General features: G+C 52.0%; 15 protein-coding genes and 1 tRNA gene. 2 read left to right on the top strand and 14 right to left on the bottom strand.

What is annotated here, in order from left to right; translation table 11 throughout:
* Positions 1 to 130 precede the first annotated feature (130 nt).
* On the top strand, positions 131 to 1,441 hold the full coding sequence (locus tag HBA93_RS07030) for an ammonium transporter (protein WP_221722799.1): 1,311 nt from the start codon (positions 131 to 133) through the stop codon (positions 1,439 to 1,441).
* Between the two features lie 97 nt (positions 1,442 to 1,538).
* Here HBA93_RS07030 and HBA93_RS07025 read toward each other — a convergent pair whose 3' ends face one another.
* A complete protein-coding gene (locus HBA93_RS07025; RefSeq protein WP_221722798.1) occupies positions 1,539 to 3,128 on the bottom strand; it encodes a peptide chain release factor 3 in 1,590 nt (529 codons plus the stop codon).
* 132 nt (positions 3,129 to 3,260) lie between these two features.
* Positions 3,261 to 3,830, bottom strand: coding sequence for an HdeD family acid-resistance protein (locus HBA93_RS07020; protein WP_022712447.1), 570 nt, complete (start codon positions 3,828 to 3,830; stop codon positions 3,261 to 3,263).
* Positions 3,831 to 4,097: 267 nt separating this feature from the next.
* Here HBA93_RS07020 and cls point away from each other — a divergent pair, with 267 nt between their 5' ends.
* Positions 4,098 to 5,570: a cardiolipin synthase gene (gene cls, locus HBA93_RS07015; protein ID WP_121992407.1), complete on the top strand. Its 1,473-nt coding sequence runs from the start codon at positions 4,098 to 4,100 to the stop codon at positions 5,568 to 5,570.
* On the opposite strand, the gene HBA93_RS07010 is transcribed toward cls, so the two are convergent.
* From HBA93_RS07010 to HBA93_RS06955, 12 genes are all read right to left on the bottom strand, one after another.
* Positions 5,567 to 6,409 carry an endonuclease/exonuclease/phosphatase family protein gene (locus HBA93_RS07010; protein WP_028233996.1) on the bottom strand — a complete coding sequence of 281 codons (843 nt, stop codon included), beginning with the start codon at positions 6,407 to 6,409 and terminating at the stop codon, positions 5,567 to 5,569. The genes cls and HBA93_RS07010 overlap by 4 nt on opposite strands.
* Positions 6,410 to 6,593: 184 nt before the next feature.
* Positions 6,594 to 7,646: a sensor domain-containing diguanylate cyclase gene (locus HBA93_RS07005; RefSeq protein ID WP_286201789.1), complete on the bottom strand. Its 1,053-nt coding sequence runs from the start codon at positions 7,644 to 7,646 to the stop codon at positions 6,594 to 6,596.
* 174 nt (positions 7,647 to 7,820) lie between these two features.
* Positions 7,821 to 8,030: a hypothetical protein gene (locus HBA93_RS07000; protein ID WP_121992409.1), complete on the bottom strand. Its 210-nt coding sequence runs from the start codon at positions 8,028 to 8,030 to the stop codon at positions 7,821 to 7,823.
* Positions 8,031 to 8,143: 113 nt separating this feature from the next.
* A tRNA-Leu gene (locus HBA93_RS06995) sits at positions 8,144 to 8,230 on the bottom strand.
* Between the two features lie 224 nt (positions 8,231 to 8,454).
* A complete protein-coding gene (locus tag HBA93_RS06990) occupies positions 8,455 to 9,075 on the bottom strand; it encodes a 2,3-bisphosphoglycerate-dependent phosphoglycerate mutase (RefSeq protein WP_022712454.1) in 621 nt (206 codons plus the stop codon).
* Positions 9,076 to 9,113: 38 nt separating this feature from the next.
* Positions 9,114 to 9,956: a 4-hydroxy-tetrahydrodipicolinate reductase gene (gene dapB / locus HBA93_RS06985; RefSeq protein WP_286201788.1), complete on the bottom strand. Its 843-nt coding sequence runs from the start codon at positions 9,954 to 9,956 to the stop codon at positions 9,114 to 9,116.
* Positions 9,957 to 9,959: 3 nt separating this feature from the next.
* The gene (locus tag HBA93_RS06980; RefSeq protein ID WP_121992410.1) at positions 9,960 to 11,768 is read right to left on the bottom strand and encodes an ABC transporter ATP-binding protein; all 1,809 of its coding nucleotides are present in this window, start codon (positions 11,766 to 11,768) and stop codon (positions 9,960 to 9,962) included.
* Positions 11,769 to 12,029: 261 nt separating this feature from the next.
* A complete protein-coding gene (locus HBA93_RS06975; protein ID WP_221722797.1) occupies positions 12,030 to 13,043 on the bottom strand; it encodes a glucokinase in 1,014 nt (337 codons plus the stop codon).
* A gap of 152 nt (positions 13,044 to 13,195) precedes the next feature.
* Complete coding sequence (gene mepA, locus HBA93_RS06970) at positions 13,196 to 14,206, bottom strand: penicillin-insensitive murein endopeptidase (RefSeq protein WP_221722796.1); 1,011 nt, start codon at positions 14,204 to 14,206, stop codon at positions 13,196 to 13,198.
* A gap of 92 nt (positions 14,207 to 14,298) precedes the next feature.
* Complete coding sequence (locus HBA93_RS06965; RefSeq protein WP_221722795.1) at positions 14,299 to 15,210, bottom strand: NAD-dependent epimerase/dehydratase family protein; 912 nt, start codon at positions 15,208 to 15,210, stop codon at positions 14,299 to 14,301.
* On the bottom strand, positions 15,210 to 16,409 hold the full coding sequence (gene queG / locus HBA93_RS06960) for a tRNA epoxyqueuosine(34) reductase QueG (protein WP_221722794.1): 1,200 nt from the start codon (positions 16,407 to 16,409) through the stop codon (positions 15,210 to 15,212). The genes HBA93_RS06965 and queG overlap by 1 nt, the downstream gene beginning before the upstream one ends.
* Complete coding sequence (locus HBA93_RS06955; protein ID WP_121992414.1) at positions 16,390 to 17,082, bottom strand: glutathione S-transferase family protein; 693 nt, start codon at positions 17,080 to 17,082, stop codon at positions 16,390 to 16,392. Before HBA93_RS06955 ends, queG begins: the two co-directional genes overlap by 20 nt.
* Between the last annotated feature and the right edge of the window lie 104 nt (positions 17,083 to 17,186).

Below are 17,186 nucleotides of genomic sequence, written 5' to 3'. Positions count from 1 at the left end.
CATTCGCTTGATTTAGACAGGCCACTATCCGCAAATTGTCAGATCAATTTTGGCATGAAAATTGCTTTGCTTCTGTTGAGCCATAGAAATCTGCCTTTTGCAGGTTTTCCGGCAGATACGGGAGATTTTGATGCGGATTTTCAGAAAGCCCAGTCCTTTATTCCACTATAGCCTGTCCGTTCCGGTGGCGGTTGCATCGGTCTTGTCTGTGACCTCAGCCCATGCACAGGATGCAGCAGCTGTGGTTGACACCGGTGACACCGCATGGATGCTGACATCCACAGTGCTGGTTTTACTGATGACCATACCAGGGCTGGCGCTGTTTTATGGCGGTATGGTGCGCGGTAAAAATGTGCTGGCAACCACAATGCAGAGTTTTGCAATTGCCTGTGTGGCCTCTGTGTTGTGGATGGTAGCCGGTTATTCGCTGGCTTTCAGTGATGGCGGCAGTGCCAATGCTTTTATCGGTGGATTGTCTAAAGCATTTTTTGCCGGTGTAACACCTGCCTCGCTCACCGGTACAATCCCTGAATATGTGTTTATCACCTTTCAGATGACATTTGCGATCATCACGCCTGCGCTGATTGCCGGTGCATTTGCCGAGCGCATGAAATTCTCTGCCCTGCTGGTTTTCACTATTTTATGGTTGTTCATTGTCTATGTGCCGGTGGCGCATTGGATCTGGGGTGGCGGCTTTCTCGGTGGCGACGGCGTGCTGGATTTTGCCGGTGGTACGGTGGTTCATATCAATTCCGGTATTGCCGGTCTGGTCGTAGCGCTGATGCTGGGTAAGCGTGACGGTTACGGACAGGTGAATATGGCGCCGCATAATCTGGTTTATTCACTGATTGGTGCATCGCTGCTCTGGGTTGGCTGGTTCGGCTTCAATGCCGGTTCTGCCGGTGGTGCGAATGGTATTGCTGCTGTAGCTATGGTGAATACGCAGGTTGCTGCCGCGGCGGCTGCACTGAGCTGGATGGTTGTGGAATGGCTGATCAACAAGCGTCCGAGCGTGCTGGGGATTATTTCCGGTGCCGTGGCAGGACTGGTGGGTGTTACGCCTGCGGCGGGCTTCGTTAATCCGTCAGGTGCACTGATGATCGGTGTGGCATCGGGTGCGGGCTGCTATTTCGCAGCCGTGAAACTCAAGCACTGGCTTGGCTATGACGATAGTCTGGATGCGTTTGGTGTGCATGGTGTCGGCGGTATTATCGGCGCGCTACTCACCGGCCTGTTTGCAGATGCGGCGATCAATCCGCTCTCGGAAGGTGCGACGGTTCTCAAGCAGCTTTATGGCGTGGTGGTGACCATGCTTTACACGGCGCTGATGACGGCTCTGATTGTTGTTGTCATCAGAATATTCATGGGGCTGCGCGTATCTAAAGCCACAGAAATTGAAGGGCTTGATATCAATCTGCACGGCGAGACTGTGCACTCATAAAAACAAGTTCAGCCGCAGAGGGGCTGCCGCGTAACCGGTTCTGTCAGGCCATCCGCAGAAGATGACAGCAGAAACCGGTTACGCGGAACTACTTTGACTATTTTTTGATGTCGCGAACCTGATAATCTTTGATCGCGGCAAATTTGATGGCTTTCCAGCGTTCTGCTTCATAGTTCAGCGAGAAAGCATTTGGCGTCAGATAGACCGGATCATTATCCAGATCATGAGCAATATCAGCACGATGGGTCGTGATGAAGCGGTTCAGTTCTGCTGGATCATCGGAAGAAATCCAGCGGCAAAGGCTGAAACGCGACATTTCAAAACCAACCGGTAGCGAATATTCTATCTTGAGACGTTCGGTCAGAACGTCGATCTGCAGCGCACCAACCACACCGACAATCGCCGGAGAGCCGTCATCCGGCAGGAACAGCTGTACCACGCCTTCTTCTGCCATTTGTTGCAGTGCTTCGCGCAGTTTCTTGGCCTTCATCGCATCATCAAGACGCACGCGGCGCAGAATTTCCGGAGCGAAGTTCGGTACACCGCGAAACAACAGGTCTTCGCCCTCTGTCAGCGTGTCGCCGATACGCAGCGTTCCGTGGTTCGGAATACCAACAACATCACCGGCAAAAGCTTCATCGGCAATCTGACGCGAGCGGGCAAAGAAGAATTGCGGAGCGGAAAGACTCATCGGCTTGCCGGTACGTACCAGCTTGGCTTTCATGCCACGGGACAGTTTACCGGAGCAGACACGCAGGAAGGCAATGCGGTCGCGATGGTTCGGGTCCATATTCGCCTGAATTTTGAACACGAAGCCGGTCATCTTTTCTTCGTCAGCTTCAACACGGCGGGTATCAGCGTCCTGAGCACGTGGGCTAGGGCCGAAATCACAGAATGCTTCAATCAGATCGCGTACACCGAATTTCTTCAGCGCAGAGCCGAAATAAACCGGTGTCAGGTGGCCTTCACGGAAAGACTGCAGGTCAAACTCACGGCAAACACCGCGCGCCATTTCCACGCTTTCAATAAAGTTTTCACGTTCATTTTCCGGCAGCAGACCGGCGGCCAGCGCATCATCAGCACCGCTGACGGGTGTCGGCTGCTCTTCGGTATCCTGACGGCGGATGGTGTTGTTGTGCAGATCATAGGTACCGGCAAAGCTCTTACCGGAGCCGATCGGCCATGTGATCGGTGCAGTGTCCAGCGCCAGTTTTTCTTCGATCTCGTCGAGAATTTCAAACGGGTCGCGGGCTTCACGATCCATCTTGTTGATGAAGGTGACAATCGGAATGTCACGCATACGGCAGACTTCAAACAGTTTCAACGTACGCGGTTCGATACCTTTGGCGGCGTCGATCACCATAACGGCACTGTCAACGGCTGTCAGCGTGCGATAGGTGTCATCCGCAAAATCTTCGTGACCCGGAGTGTCGAGCAGGTTGAAGATGCAGTCTTTATATTCAAAGGTCATTACCGAGGTGACAACGGAAATACCGCGGTCGCGTTCGATATTCATCCAGTCGGAACGGGTCTGGATACGATCTTTTTTAGCCTTAACTTCACCGGCAAGCTGAATAGCACCACCGAAAAGCAGCAGCTTTTCAGTCAGTGTGGTTTTACCGGCGTCCGGATGCGCAATAATCGCGAATGTGCGACGATGCGAGGCAGGAGTAGTTTGTTCAGGCATAAAGGGCTCGGATAATATAAAATTGGACAGGTGTGCCTTCTAGCAGCATCGCGGCAGTTCGTCGACCTGAAATACAAAAGGGCGTTTTCTGCCGTTGAAAGCAGAAAACGCCCTTTTCATAAAGCGATTTTATCAGCCGCGCATGGTCTTGAGACCAAAGCCCAGAGCAATCATTGCCCAGCCCTGGAAGACCAGATCAATGGCAAGGAACATGCCGAGAATCCAGAGGCTGTTGACCGGCCAGCCGATTGCAATAACGATACCGGCGAGGGCAGTGATGAGACCACCGGCGAGCATCCAGCCCCAGCCTTTAACGCTGCGGCTCTGGAATGCGACCCACATACGGAACACACCCGAGCCCAGCAGTGCTGCGGCGATGAAGATTGTGAAAATACTGGATGCAAGCAGCGGGTTGAGGAAGGTCAGAACGCCGGCTGCCGCATAAAGCGCACCGCTGATCATCCAAAAGAAGAAACTCTTCCATGTCTGAACACTGAAGGCATGGATGATTTCAACAATACCAGCAATCAGAATAGTGATACCTACGTAATAGACCGATGCCACGGTCGCAAAAACGAGATTACCGAAAGCAATACCACCGAGCATCAGCATGACAATGCCCAGAACGATAAACCAGCCCCATTTATGAGTGAGGGAGCTGATGGCCTGTGCCGGAGTTTTAATATCTGATGATAAAGACATGAGTGTCATCCTGTTGATGAAGTAACGCAACTCTTATTAAAAGATGATCATATTAAATTTATTGCAAAATTCAAATGATTATAATGTGATCCTGCTTAACTATATTAAAATCAGGGCCTTTGATGTAGCTGAAAAACGGGCGGGAGACTGCAGGTTTTGCTCTGTGTTTTTAAAGCGCATCTGAATTTTTATCCGGCAATTTGTGTATTATAAATCAGGTACGAAATTCTTTTGCCAAAGCTTGGTGATTGCTGATAATTTGCCTGCATGTTTGATGCGTTGATTTCATATTGGCCGGTTTACTGGCCGCATATTGTACTTGGTTTTTCGCTGATTATCGGTGCAATTGCTGCTGTTCATGCGACTATGACCAAAGAGGAAGTCCGCTCCGCTCTCGGGTGGGTCGGCGTTATTATGCTGTCGCCGATTATCGGTGCCGTGGTCTATGCCATTGCCGGTGTGAACCGTATCAGACGAACTTCGCTGAGTATGCAGCGTGCTGGCATGACTGATATCGAACTCTACCATTTGTCGCATTATGATGCCTCACCTGATGAAGTGCGTGATGCCAGCGGTAGTAATTTTATTGCGATGAAACGGCTGGGTGATGTTGTCAGCCGCTGTAATCTGACATCAGGCAATAATATTGAAGTTTTGCAGAGTGGTGATATCGCCTATGCGGCCATGCTTGAGGCAATAGGCAGGGCAAAGCGCAGTATTCTGCTGGAAACCTATATTTTTGATAATGATGAAATCGGCAAGCAATTTGCCGAGGCGCTTGGTAAGGCTGTTGTTCGTGGCGTTGAAGTTCGTGTGCTGGTGGACGCTGTCGGCGCCCGCTATTCCACGCCGAGTATAGTTGGTTTGCTGCGCTCCAAGACCGTGCAGGCAGAGGTATTTAACGGCAAGCTGATTATGGGGCTGCGTCTGCCTTATGCCAATCTGCGCACGCACCGTAAAATCCTGATTATTGACGGGGGAATTGCTTTTACCGGCGGTATGAATATCCGTGCGGGCTTCACCACGGAGTTTGCCCGCGATCATGCGGCGCAGGATACGCATTTTCGCCTGACAGGGCCGGTTGTGACAGATTTGTTCAACACTGCATCCGAGGACTGGCGCTTTACCACAGATGAGCATCTGAGCGGTGCCGCATGGTCTGTGACACCGCCGGCCTTTTCGCCCGGTGAGGGGCTGCTGGTGCGTGCTGTGCCTTCAGGGCCGGATAAGAGTCTTGAAACCAATCATAAAATTATGATGGGCGCTTTTTCCGTTGCCGAAAAACACATTCGTATCATGACGCCTTATCTGCTGCCGGATCGTGAGCTGGTCAGTGCGCTGGTAACGGCTGCGCGGCGTGGTGTTACGGTTGATATTGTTGTGCCTGCGCAGAATAATCTGGTGCTGGTGGATATGGCGATGACGGCGCAGTTCGATCAGCTGTTGAAAGACGGTTGCCGGATCTGGCGCGCCAAGGGTGCATTTAATCACTCGAAACTGATGAGCGTCGATGATGTCTGGGCTTATGTCGGCTCCAGCAATCTTGATCCGCGTTCTCTGCGTCTGAACTTTGAGATTGATCTTGAAATCTATGATGCCGGAACGGCGAAATCCATTTCCAGACGCATTGATCAGCATGTGGCGCTGGGTACAGGCGTCAAGCTGGCCGATCTGAAGGCGCGGCCGTTCTCCCGCCGTTTGCTGGAGCGTATTGTCTGGCTGGGGTCGCCGTATCTTTAAGCAGAAAAGCGCGCCTGTATCGGATTAGGTAAATCCAGTGCTCTGAGGTCGAGATGGGCTTTGATCGGCAGATGATCTGAAGCGATACGGGCAAGCGGTGTGTTATGCACTTCGACCGAGGTGACAAGTTTCTGCGGACTGCTGAGGATGCGATCCAGTGCCAGTACCGGAAATCTTGAAGGAAAGCTCGGAACGGCTCCTGCTGTCAGATTAAACACCGGTTGCAAAGTTGCCAGCGAGGAGCCTTTGCCGACGCGCCATTCATTGAGATCGCCGATCAGAATGGTCGGACGTTCATTATCCTCACGGATCATCGAGAGCAGGGTTTCTGCCTGACGGGAGCGGGAATGTTTCAGCAGGCCGAAATGCGCAGCAATAATCCGCAGTGGGCCTTCTTCCAGATCAATATCTGCAACCACAGCACCGCGCGGCTCCACACCCGGTAATTTCAGCTGGTGAATATCTCTGATAAGTCCCTGCCGGAATAAAAGCAGATTGCCATGCCAGCCATGACCGTTGGGCGACATAGTCTGGATTGGCACCGGCACTAAGCCACTGTCTCTCTCCAGATGTTGCAGATTGAGCAGGCCGTGGCGCTCACCAAAACGCTTGTCCGCTTCCTGAATGGCGATGATATCGGCATTTAGTTCGGAGATGACCTGAGCCGTACGTTCGGGGTCGAATTTTTTGTCAATGCCGATACATTTATGGACATTGTAGGAGGCAACAATTGTATCTCCGCTCGGATTATTATCTGCCAGCGGCCGGTAGCCGCGACGGTTGCGTATTGCTCTCAGAACCGTCTGGGGTAATTTCCTGTCATGCAATTTCTTACGCAAGCGCAGTTTCCTCATTGCAGATCACTAGAGCATCTCCGGAGGGTGTTTGGTGCCGGAATAGCGCAGTCAGAGATTGTGTATATAGGGTGCTGAGCGACCCCGAGCAATATCATGCGTGATTTTTGCCAAACCCGCAGATGATACTTTCGTATATTTATAGCCCAAGAATGCGGTTTAAACTGGTCTATAGCATCGATTTGTCAAAACGGACTGCACAATTACGGCCACGGGCTTTGGCTGTGTAAAGTGCTTTATCCGCATGGCGGGACATTTGCTCGCTGGTACGGCCGTCCTCGGGTACCAGCAATGTTCCGATACTGACAGCTGAATGAATCTCCTGTCCGTTGATTTTAAACGGGATGCGGAAGGCTTCAACCAGATCGTCGGCAATCGTTTTTAATGTATTATCACTTTGCGTTTCCGGCAGAATAATACAAAACTCATCGCCGCCGATACGTACGGGAATATCATCAGAACTCAAAACAGAACGGATTCTTTCTGCCGCCTGCCTTAACAATCTGTCTCCGGCCGGATGTCCGTGTGTGTCATTGATGGTTTTAAAATTGTCCATATCCAGCAACAAAACGCCGGCAGAGCGTTTTTCATCAAAATGCTGACGCAGAAACGGCGAAACATATTCCTTCAAGGCGCGACGGTTGTAGAGCTGTGTCAGCGGATCGGTCAGAGAGCTTTTCCATAGGTTGGTTTTGTCATTTTGCAAAACAACATTCTTGCGTTGCAGCCGCAGCAGGGCACTTGCGAGCAGAGCAAAGCGGCGCATCTCTTCGCAATCGTCATCGCTCAGTGTGCGTGGCTTTGTGTCAATGATACACAAAGCACCCAACGTCAGTCCTGCATCAATCTCCAGTGGGAAGCCTGCATAGAAGCGGAAGGATGGATCGCCGGTAACATAGTTTTTGCTGCTGAAGACAGGATCGCGCGTCATATCCTGCACAATAAACTGACGGCCTGACCTGACGACATAGGTGCATGCGGATTGTTCACGCGGACAATCTTCTGCTTTGATGCCCGCTGTTGAAGCGATGCGCTGCCAGTCTTCATCAATAATCGTCACTGCGCAGGATGCTGCGTGGAAAACATTTTTGACAAGCGTTGTGAGAATGTTCAGCTCATCTGTAATTGTGAACTGGGAAGGAAGCAGGCTGCGAACAGATACAAGACGTTCAGCTTCATTCACAGGGATTTCAAACGGCCGGGCAGCATTCTGACTGATCAAGATATGTTCCAGATTTCTGTTTTATAAGAAAGGTGGCATGCAAAGACGGGTAGTATAAACGACAGTGCTGCTGCTCGTGTTTGGTGTTTTTTTGTTTCGCCAGCAGATGTTACAACAATATTAGTGTGCTCTTACAAAAAAGGAAACGGGATAATCTGATAAAAAACATCTGATTTATTCGGGAACCATTAATCCGTCAAAGACATCGAGTAAAGCGTCGGAAATTGCTGAACCGAGATCGGCGGCAGTTCTGGCCAGTTCTTCTTCATTCATATCGCGTGCCGCCATCGCCAGTGCCGCACCTTGCTGCGTAACGATTTCCTGAGCGCGTTGAATAGCCCAGAGTGCAAACTCACTGCGATTATCAATTGCGACAGTTTCCATAAGTGTTTCCTGCTGAGAAGAAGAGGGTGTGATACAGTGTGGATGAAATACAGATACAAAAAAACCCGCTTGCGCGGGTGTTTTTGTTAAAGACCTTGGTAGTAGTCTTTATATGGTGCCCAGAAGAGGACTCGAACCTCCACGCCCTTGCGAGCGCCAGCACCTGAAGCTGGTGCGTCTACCAATTCCGCCATCTGGGCGTTGAGTGACCGTTTAAAGGGCAGAGTGATTCATGTCAACGGCATTTCATTGAAAATTGCAGAAAATTTGTATTTTTTTGAAGTTTTTTTGTTTTTTCGTCTCAGGATGGAAAATAAAATTATTTCAACATCTTAGACGTGTGTTGTTTCCCGTATTATCTAAAGAAAAAAGCCGGACACATGAATGTATCCGGCTTTGAATCGCTCTGAACGAATGGCTCTGATTATGCGCTCAGCACTTTCTTGGAAGCGATTGTGCTGTCTGCATTCAGTTCATAAATGATAGGCACACCGGTATTCAGTTCCTGCGCAATGATTTCATCGCTGGTCAGACCTTCCAGAGCCATAATCAGGGCGCGCAGGGAATTGCCGTGAGCGGCAACCAGCACTTTTTCACCACGCAATACATGCGGCTGGATTGTGTGGAGATAATAAGGCCAGACGCGTGCACCGGTATCGCGCAGGCTTTCACCGCCCGGAGGCGGCACATCATAGGAGCGGCGCCAGACGTGAACCTGTTCTTCGCCCCATTTGGCGCGGGCATCATCCTTGTTGAGGCCGGAAAGATCGCCATAGTCGCGCTCATTCAGCGCAACATTGCGGATGGTCTGCAGATCAGACTGACCAAGCTGGTCAAGAATATGCTGACAGGTGATCTGTGCGCGGGACAGATCGGATGTGTAAGCAATATCAAATTTCAGACCGGCATCTTTCAGGCGCTGGCCTGCGGCTTTGGCCTCTGCATGGCCCTGTTCGGTCAGGGACGGATCGCGCCAACCGGTAAACAGGTTTTTCAGATTCCATTCGCTTTGGCCGTGGCGGACAAGAACAAGGGTGCGGGACATAAGTTTATCTCCGATTGAATAGACGAATAAAAACGGGGTCAGAGGCCGAGAACGTCACGCATTGAATAAAGACCCGGTTTTTTGCCGTGTCCCCATAATGCCGCTGCTACCGCGCCTTGTGCGAAGACGGAGCGGTCCTGTGCCTGATGGGATAAAGTGATGCGTTCTGAAAGACCGGCAAAAATCACAGAATGATCCCCGACAACAGAACCGCCGCGCAAAGAAGCGAAACCGATTGTGCCGTCCTCGCGTGCGCCGGTATGGCCGTCGCGCACCCTGACACTGTGATCTTTCAGTGTAATGCCACGGCCATCTGCTGCCGCTTCACCAAGAAGCAGGGCAGTGCCGGAAGGGGCATCAACTTTATGCTTATGATGCATTTCGAAGATTTCAATATCGAATGTGGAAGGGCTGAGCGCGCGTGCTGCCTGTTCCACCAATGCAGACAGGAGATTAACGCCGAGGCTCATATTGCCGGATTTGATGATTGTCGCATGACGGGCGGCGGCGCGGATCTTTTCCTCATCATCCTCCGAACAGCCTGTAGTGCCGATCACATGGACAATGCGTGCCTGCGCGGCAAGCGCTGCATAGGTCAGCGTCGAAGCGGGCGTGGTGAAATCCAGCACACCTTGCGCCTCGGCAAAAACCGGCAGCGGATCGGCAGAGATGAGGATGCCGTTTTTACCGCAGCCTGCTATTTCACCGGCATCCTGTCCGATCAGCGGGGAGCCTTCACGCACAATCGCGCCTGAAAGAACCGTCTCCGGATTTTCCGCAATGGCACGAATGAGTGCTTTTCCCATACGCCCGCCTGCGCCGGTGACAACAAGGCGCATCGGGGACGAAGAAGTCTGCATGGCTGAAACAGTTGAGGTCATGACTTATCCGATCAGGGTTTCATTCTCAGGTGCTGATTGCAGCTGGTAGAAGCGGGCGTAAATCCCGTTCTCAATGGAGATGAGATCGGCATGGCGGCCTTCTTCAACAATATTACCCGCTTCCATAACGATGATTTTATCCGCACTGACCACAGTGGAAAGCCGATGGGCAATCACAATCGTGGTGCGGTCCTTCATGATGGTTTCCAGAGCCTGCTGCACCCGTTTTTCAGAATCATTATCGAGGGCGGATGTGGCTTCATCGAGCAGCAGGATCGGCGCATTGCGCACGATTGCACGGGCAATGGAAAGGCGCTGGCGCTGTCCGCCGGAGAGGGTGACACCGTTTTCGCCGACAGGACTGTCATAGCCCTGCGGCTGACGGATGATGAATTCATGGGCATTGGCGAGTTTCGCGGCCTCAATGATTTCTTCTTCTGTCGCATCGGGGCGGCCATAGCGGATATTATCGGCAATGGTGCCTTCAAACAGGTATGGCTGTTGCGAAACATAGGCGATGGAATGGCGCAGTGAATTGACAGTCACACCGGCAATATCCTGATCGTCAATGAGAATACGCCCGTCATTGACATCATAGAAACGCTGGATCAGCGCAATCAATGTGGATTTACCTGCACCGGACGCACCGACAATGGCCGTTGTCTCACCGGCTTTTGCGATAAAGCTGACACCTTTGAGAACCTGCTGATGCTCAGGTGTGCCCTGCGCATGATAGGCAAACTGGACATCTTCAAAACGGACAGTTCCGTTCTGCACTTTTAGTTCAACAGCATCGGGACGATCACTCTGTGCCGGTTGCAGATCGAGAATTTCATAGATCATACGGGCATTGACGAGTGCACGTTCCAGACTGACCTGCAGACGCGCAAGGCGGCGTGCAGGGTCATAGGCCAGCATCATCGAAGTGATAAAGGCGAACATTGTGCCGGGCGGCTGCTGTTCGGCGATGGCACGGTAGCCGGCATAAGCAATGACGGAAGCGATAGCGATACCGGCGAGAATTTCGGAAATCGGGGTTACACGCTCGGAAACACTGGCGATTTTATTGGAGCGTGTTTCAGCCAGTTCAATCAGGCCGTTGATTTTGCCACGCAACTGATCTTCCATCGTGAAGGCTTTCACAATGGCGATACCCTGCGTGGTTTCCTGCATTGCACCGAGCAGATGGGAATTCAGATGCACAACCTCGCGCGTGACCGTGCGGATACGGCGTGAAACATAGGTCACGGTCAGAATCAGCGGCGGCGCGATCAGCAGTGAATAAAGCGATAAATATGGTTCCTGATAGACCATGATGCAGATCAGGCCGACCAGCATCACCGCATCACGCGCCAGCGATGTGATCGTCATATTCATCAGATCGCGCATACCGCTGATATTCTGATTGATCTGCGCTGCCAGATGACCGGAGCGATGATCATTATAGAAATTCAGTCCCAATTTCATCAGATGCGCGAAGACACGTTTCTGGTAGATCGCGGCTAGATTGTTACCAATCTTGGCCAGTTGTACCGCCTGAATATAACTGCCCAGCCCGCGCAGAATAAAAGCGAGCAGAATAGAACCGGCAATATAGACTATCAGATCAGCGCGCTGCTTGTAGAAAATGTCATTAATGACATCGCGCATAATATAACCGACAAAGACGGTGGCGCCGGAAATCATCAGGGAGCCGGCAATGGCCTTGGCATAAGATAATTTGTGATCGGAAAAATTTTCAGAAAGCACACGACGGATCATCTGTGTGGTTTCTGCGGGATCAATCTTTTTTTTCTTTTTAAATAAAGTCACGGTCAGGGAAAATCCTGCTGCTGGTTATCTGTAAGCATCGGCAGGGTTTGCTGCGCCTGTCGTCATTCCTTTTCTATAAAGCTGTAAAAAGCATTTGACCATGCTCTTTGCGCGAAAGCATGGTCAATAAGGTTTATGACTTATTATTGTTCAGAGCATTTCACCGCCAAATTGGATCAATTTGGCGGCTGTGATAATGCGACCGCTAAAGAATCCAGAGCGAGCACCGTGATTCAATCTGGGTGCAAACCGCTCTGGCAATCAGCGCCAGCGGCGGCCGTCTGTGTGAATGTCAAAACGGGCAGGGGTGCGCGCATAGGCCGAAAGCCCTGCAATTGCTGCCAGCGGATGGGTGATGACATAGACAGGGATGGATTTGAGGATCAGCTGATGCGGTGCTTTATCCTCAAAAGCTGCGCGGAAACTGCCCGTACGCAAAGCGGATATAATGCGCTGCGGAATACCGCCTGACAGATAAACGCCGCCATGTGCCATGAAAATCAGGGCAAGATCACCGGCGAGACGACCGAGATAGATTGCGAAAAGCTCTAAAGTCTCAGCGGCCTGTGCATTGCTTTTGTCCAGTGCCGCATCGGTGATCTCTGCCGGTGTAACGAGGGTCGGCTTCACACCATCGGCCTGACAGATTGCCTTGTAAATATGCTGCAAACCACGTCCGCAAAGTAGCTGCTCTGCAGAAACACGACCGTCAATCTTTTCAATAAATGGAAAAATCTGCAGATCGCGCTCAGAGCGCGGGCCAAAATCCACATGACCACCTTCACCAGGTACCGGAACCCATGTCTGACGCGAGCGGATCAGACCTGCAACACCAAGTCCTGTTCCCGGCCCCAGAACCACACGTTTACCGTTCGGATGAGCGGCTGCGCCGCCGATATTTTCCAGATGGTGATCGTCCAGCGAGACAACGGCCAGTGCCTGTGCTTCAAAATCATTGAGGACAGTGATGTCCTGCAGGTTGAAGCGTTCCATCATCTGGCGCGGCTTAACTACCCACTGGCAATTGGTGAGCGGAATTTCATCGCCCTCGACAGGACCGGCTATAGCAATCACTGCCGAGCGCGGCTGGATGGATGTGTGATCCAGAACGACAGTCTGGATTGCATCTTCCAACGTTGCAAAATCTTTGGTCAGCAGAGCCGGAAATTCTTTCGGCTCCGCATAGGAATCAACCAGAATAGCAAAGCGGGCATTGGTGCCGCCGATATCACCGATAAGGACAGGAAAAACAAAGTTCGGATCGATATTAGGCATTGTTAATACTGCTTCTCACTCTGAATGTTTGTTTTATTGTTGCAGAGAAAGAGCCAAGCGATGATTGCTGTCTGCTCCGGCTCTAAATCGTTTTAATTCTATATCGGATGCGCTGGTTGATGAAAAGCGCAATAGTGTGACAGATTTTGCGATTACGGTTTCTGGGCGGGCAGCGGCACAGAGGCCGGTGCCTGTTCCGGTGCAAAGGCGTTGGCATTGCCACCTTTCTTCAGACCAAAAGTCACGTCTTGCACAGAAGCCGGAGCCGGTGCATTCAACAGGGATGCGCAGGCTTGCGGCAGTTGAGACACCATCATGATCTTTGGCGGTTTTGGTTTTTCACCGGGTTTCGCAGGTTTTGCCGGTTTCCACGGCTCGTCAGTAAACCACCAGTCGAGTGGTTTGCCGCAACCGTCATCTTTGCCGGTCGGTTCCTGCGGTTTGCAATCCGGTGATCCGGCCTGACAGCGCAGACGCACATGGAAATGATAATGGTGCCCCCAGTAAGGGCGCACTTTAGCCAGCCAGCTGCGATCACCGGTTACGGTTTCGCAGAGTTGTTTTTTAATGCCGGGATGCACAAAAAGCCGTTCTACTTCCGGATAGCCGGCGGCATGTTTGAGCAGTGCCGTGCGTGACGGCGTCCATTTGTTCTGGTCCACATAGAGCGAATTTGCTTTGAGCATGGAAACCGCACTCACATCCTCACGCTCCTGATTGGTGAAGCGGCGGTTTGGCATCGGCGTCAGCCAGATATCAGCATCCAGTCCGACCTGATGGGAAGCATGACCGGTGAGCATAGGGCCGCCGCGTGGCTGGGAAATGTCCCCGACCAGCAAGCCGTTCCAGCCGGTTTTAGCACTATCGCGGGAGAGTTTCTCCAGAAGTGCAATCAGGTTCGGATGACCCCAGTTGCGGTTGCGGGACAGGCGCATAACCTGCCAGTTTGGCCCGTCAACCGGCAACGCAACTGCACCGCTGATGCAGCCTTTGGAATAGAAACCGTAGGATTCCGGTGCCGTGACTGAAGGCAGTTTGACCGAGCCAAAAGCCTGCTTGGCCGGTGCATCAGCCTGTGCGGAAAATAATGCACTGCCTGAAAGGACAATAGCCAGTCCAAATCTTAAAAACAATGCGGATAGTTTGCGGGGGCGAAACGTCATCAGAACAGGTTCCGGTCATTTATAAATTTGCGAACAGCATCAACTGAGTTGCCTTGGCTGACAAGCGTAAAAATATCACAGTTGAAGCGGGTTCAGACCCCTTCACCGCTTTGCAGAAGTTTTTTCAGCCCTGTCCGATAATCCGGATAATGCAACTGATAGCCGGTTGCTTTCAATGCGGCATTGGAAGCCCGCTTGCATTCCTGATAAAACGAACGCGCCATCGGAGAAAGCTCAGCCGTTTCATAATCAATGACCGGCGGCGGAGTAACGCCCAGCAATTCTGCGGCATAGGAGATGATTTCATGTGCCGGTGCCGGTTCATCATCGGCGAGATTATAAATGCCGCCCTGATTGTTGAGTGCCAGATGTGCCAATGCACCGCCAATATCTTCCACATGAATACGGTTGAAAACATGGTCCTTTTTAATCAAGCGATGTGCACGGCCTTGTTTAATATTAGCCAGAGCATTGCGTGCCTGCCCCTGAAAAGACGGGCCGTAAATTCCGGCAATACGTAAAATGGCACAGGCAATATCTGTGCCTTCCACCTGCGCCAGCCATTCTTTCTCAGCGGTTACACGGGCGGCAGAGCGGGCAGAAAGTGGTTTTAGCTCCGATGTTTCATCCACCCATGCCCCTTGATAATCACCGTACACACCGATGGTAGACAGATAGCTGATGAAGCGCGTATTCGGTGCGTGATAGGACAGGCCCTGCGGCATCAGCCGCAGGACCGGATCTGTTTCATCCGCGCTGCCGGTTAATGGAGCAACAGAAGAAATGATATGGGTTGCCTGTTGCAATTCATCGCGCAATGCTGCGCTGAGGCCCTGTTCTGCATCAAAGAAAACAGGTGTGATACCGTTTTTGCGTAAAATCTCTGCCTGCTCCGGACGGCGGACAGTGCCGGTAATTGAGCTGATTTTGGCTGCCGGATTTTGTTTGAGTGCTTCGATAAAATAATGAGCGGAATAGCCGGAGCCGAACAGAAAAATATGCATTATTGGTTTCTCTCAATTTGCGCTGCGGCAGTCAGCCATTCTTCGATCACTTCCGCGTCTTGTTCAAGGGGAAGATGCAGGTTTTTCTGATGCAGAAACTGCTGCACATCAGCCAATTGAGACAGTGCCCAGACAGCGGCCCCGCGTGTTACCGGTGCGGGATCATTCAGCAATTGTTCAATCATTGGGAGATAGGCCGGATTATCTGAATTTCCGACTGCAATCAGTACGTTGCGGATAAAGCGGTCACGCCCGATCCGCTTGACCGGCGAGCCGCTGAAGAGGGTGCGGAAGGCGGGATCATCGAGTTGCAGCAGAGTATCAAGAGCCGGTTCTTTCAGCTCCTCCCGTGCCTGTAGTTTGGCCTCTCTGGAGACCTGCGCAAATTTGTTCCACGGGCAGGCCGACAGGCAGTCATCACAACCATAGATACGGTTGCCCATCATGGTGCGGAATTCGTGCGGGATAGGGCCTTTATTCTCGATAGTGAGATAGGAAATGCAGCGTCGCGCATCAATCTGATAGGGGGCAGGAAATGCATCCGTCGGGCAGGCATCAAGACAGGCGCGACATCTGCCGCAACTGTCTTTGCCTGCGGTATCGGGTTCCAGATCCGCTGTGGTGAAAATAGAGCCGAGAAACAGCCATGATCCGTATTCGCGGCTCACCATATTGGTATGCTTGCCCTGCCAACCCATTCCGGCGGACACCGCCAGCGGTTTTTCCATCACCGGAGCCGTATCGACAAAGACTTTCACCTCATGACCGGTACGTGCCGCAAAGCGGCTGGCCATATGTTTGAGTTTACCTTTGATAATATCGTGGTAGTCGCGGTTCTGCGCATAGACCGAGATTGCCCCGCAGTCTTTTTTGCTTTGCAGAGTGCGCGGGTCATGGTCAGGGCCGTAATTCATCGCCAGCATGACGATGGAGCGCACTTCATGCCAAAGCTCAGACGGGTTCGAGCGCCGGTCAGCCGTTTCTTCCAGCCATTCCATGGAGCCATGGCGACCATGATCGAGAAAATAGCGCAACCGCTGCGGTGCCTGCGGAATGGCGTCCGGCACTGTAATGGCCACAACGTCAAAACCGGCCGCTGCGGCTTCTTCCATTAAGAAGCGCTTCAAACGGACGGCAGACGGCTCATCGCTTTTCGGCAGAGGTTTCTTTGGCGCGCGGTCAGAAGTCGAGGTCGCCATAATGGGATGCCGGAAAAATGCCGCGTACTCGATCAGCGAGAAGCGGACGGAAAGAAGGACGGGATTTCATGCGCGCATACCATTCGCGGGTAGCGCGGTGTTCTGCCCACTCAATCTCCCCCAGATAATCGAGAATGGAAATACCGGCAGCTGCTGCCATATCGGCATAACTTGGCGTATCACCGGCCAGCCAGTTGCGGGTTGCGGCCAGCCAGTCTGTATAACGCAGATGCTGGCGAATATTGGAACGGGCGGCACGGATTGCTGTGGAATCCGGTGCTGATGAACCCATTTCCTGCGACATCTGCAACTTGAACACGCGTTCACGGGCAAGGTGACGTGTAACTTCATTTTCAAATTTAATCAGAAACCAGTCGACGAGACGGCGCACTTCAGCGCGCTCCATCGGCGTTTCCGGCAGCAGACGGCGATTGCGCTTCAGCGCGCCACGGGTCTCATCCATATATTCCGCAATAACTGTGGCACCGACAACCGGCCAGTCATTTTCGGCCAGCAAAACCGGCAGAGTTCCGGCCGGATTGAGTGCCAGAAATTCTTTTCTGCGTGACCACGGACGTTCCTCAATCATTTCCGATTCCACGCCATATTCATTGAGAATCAGACGGACATAACGGGAGGTTGTAGACATCGGATGGTGAAACAGCGTGAGCATATGGTTCGATAGTACTTTCAGGTGTGGCTTTGAAGCGGCATGATCTGAAACTTTGCCACCGGTAAGCCGGTAATCGGACTGAATAATCTGCCAGCTTGTAGCCG

It is taken from the genome of Ochrobactrum sp. SFR4 (assembly GCF_019730395.1).
In the GTDB taxonomy this organism is placed as follows: Bacteria; Pseudomonadota; Alphaproteobacteria; order Rhizobiales; family Rhizobiaceae; genus Pseudochrobactrum.
Note: the sequence above shows the minus strand (reverse complement) of the source record. Positions and strands in the feature narration are given on the sequence as shown.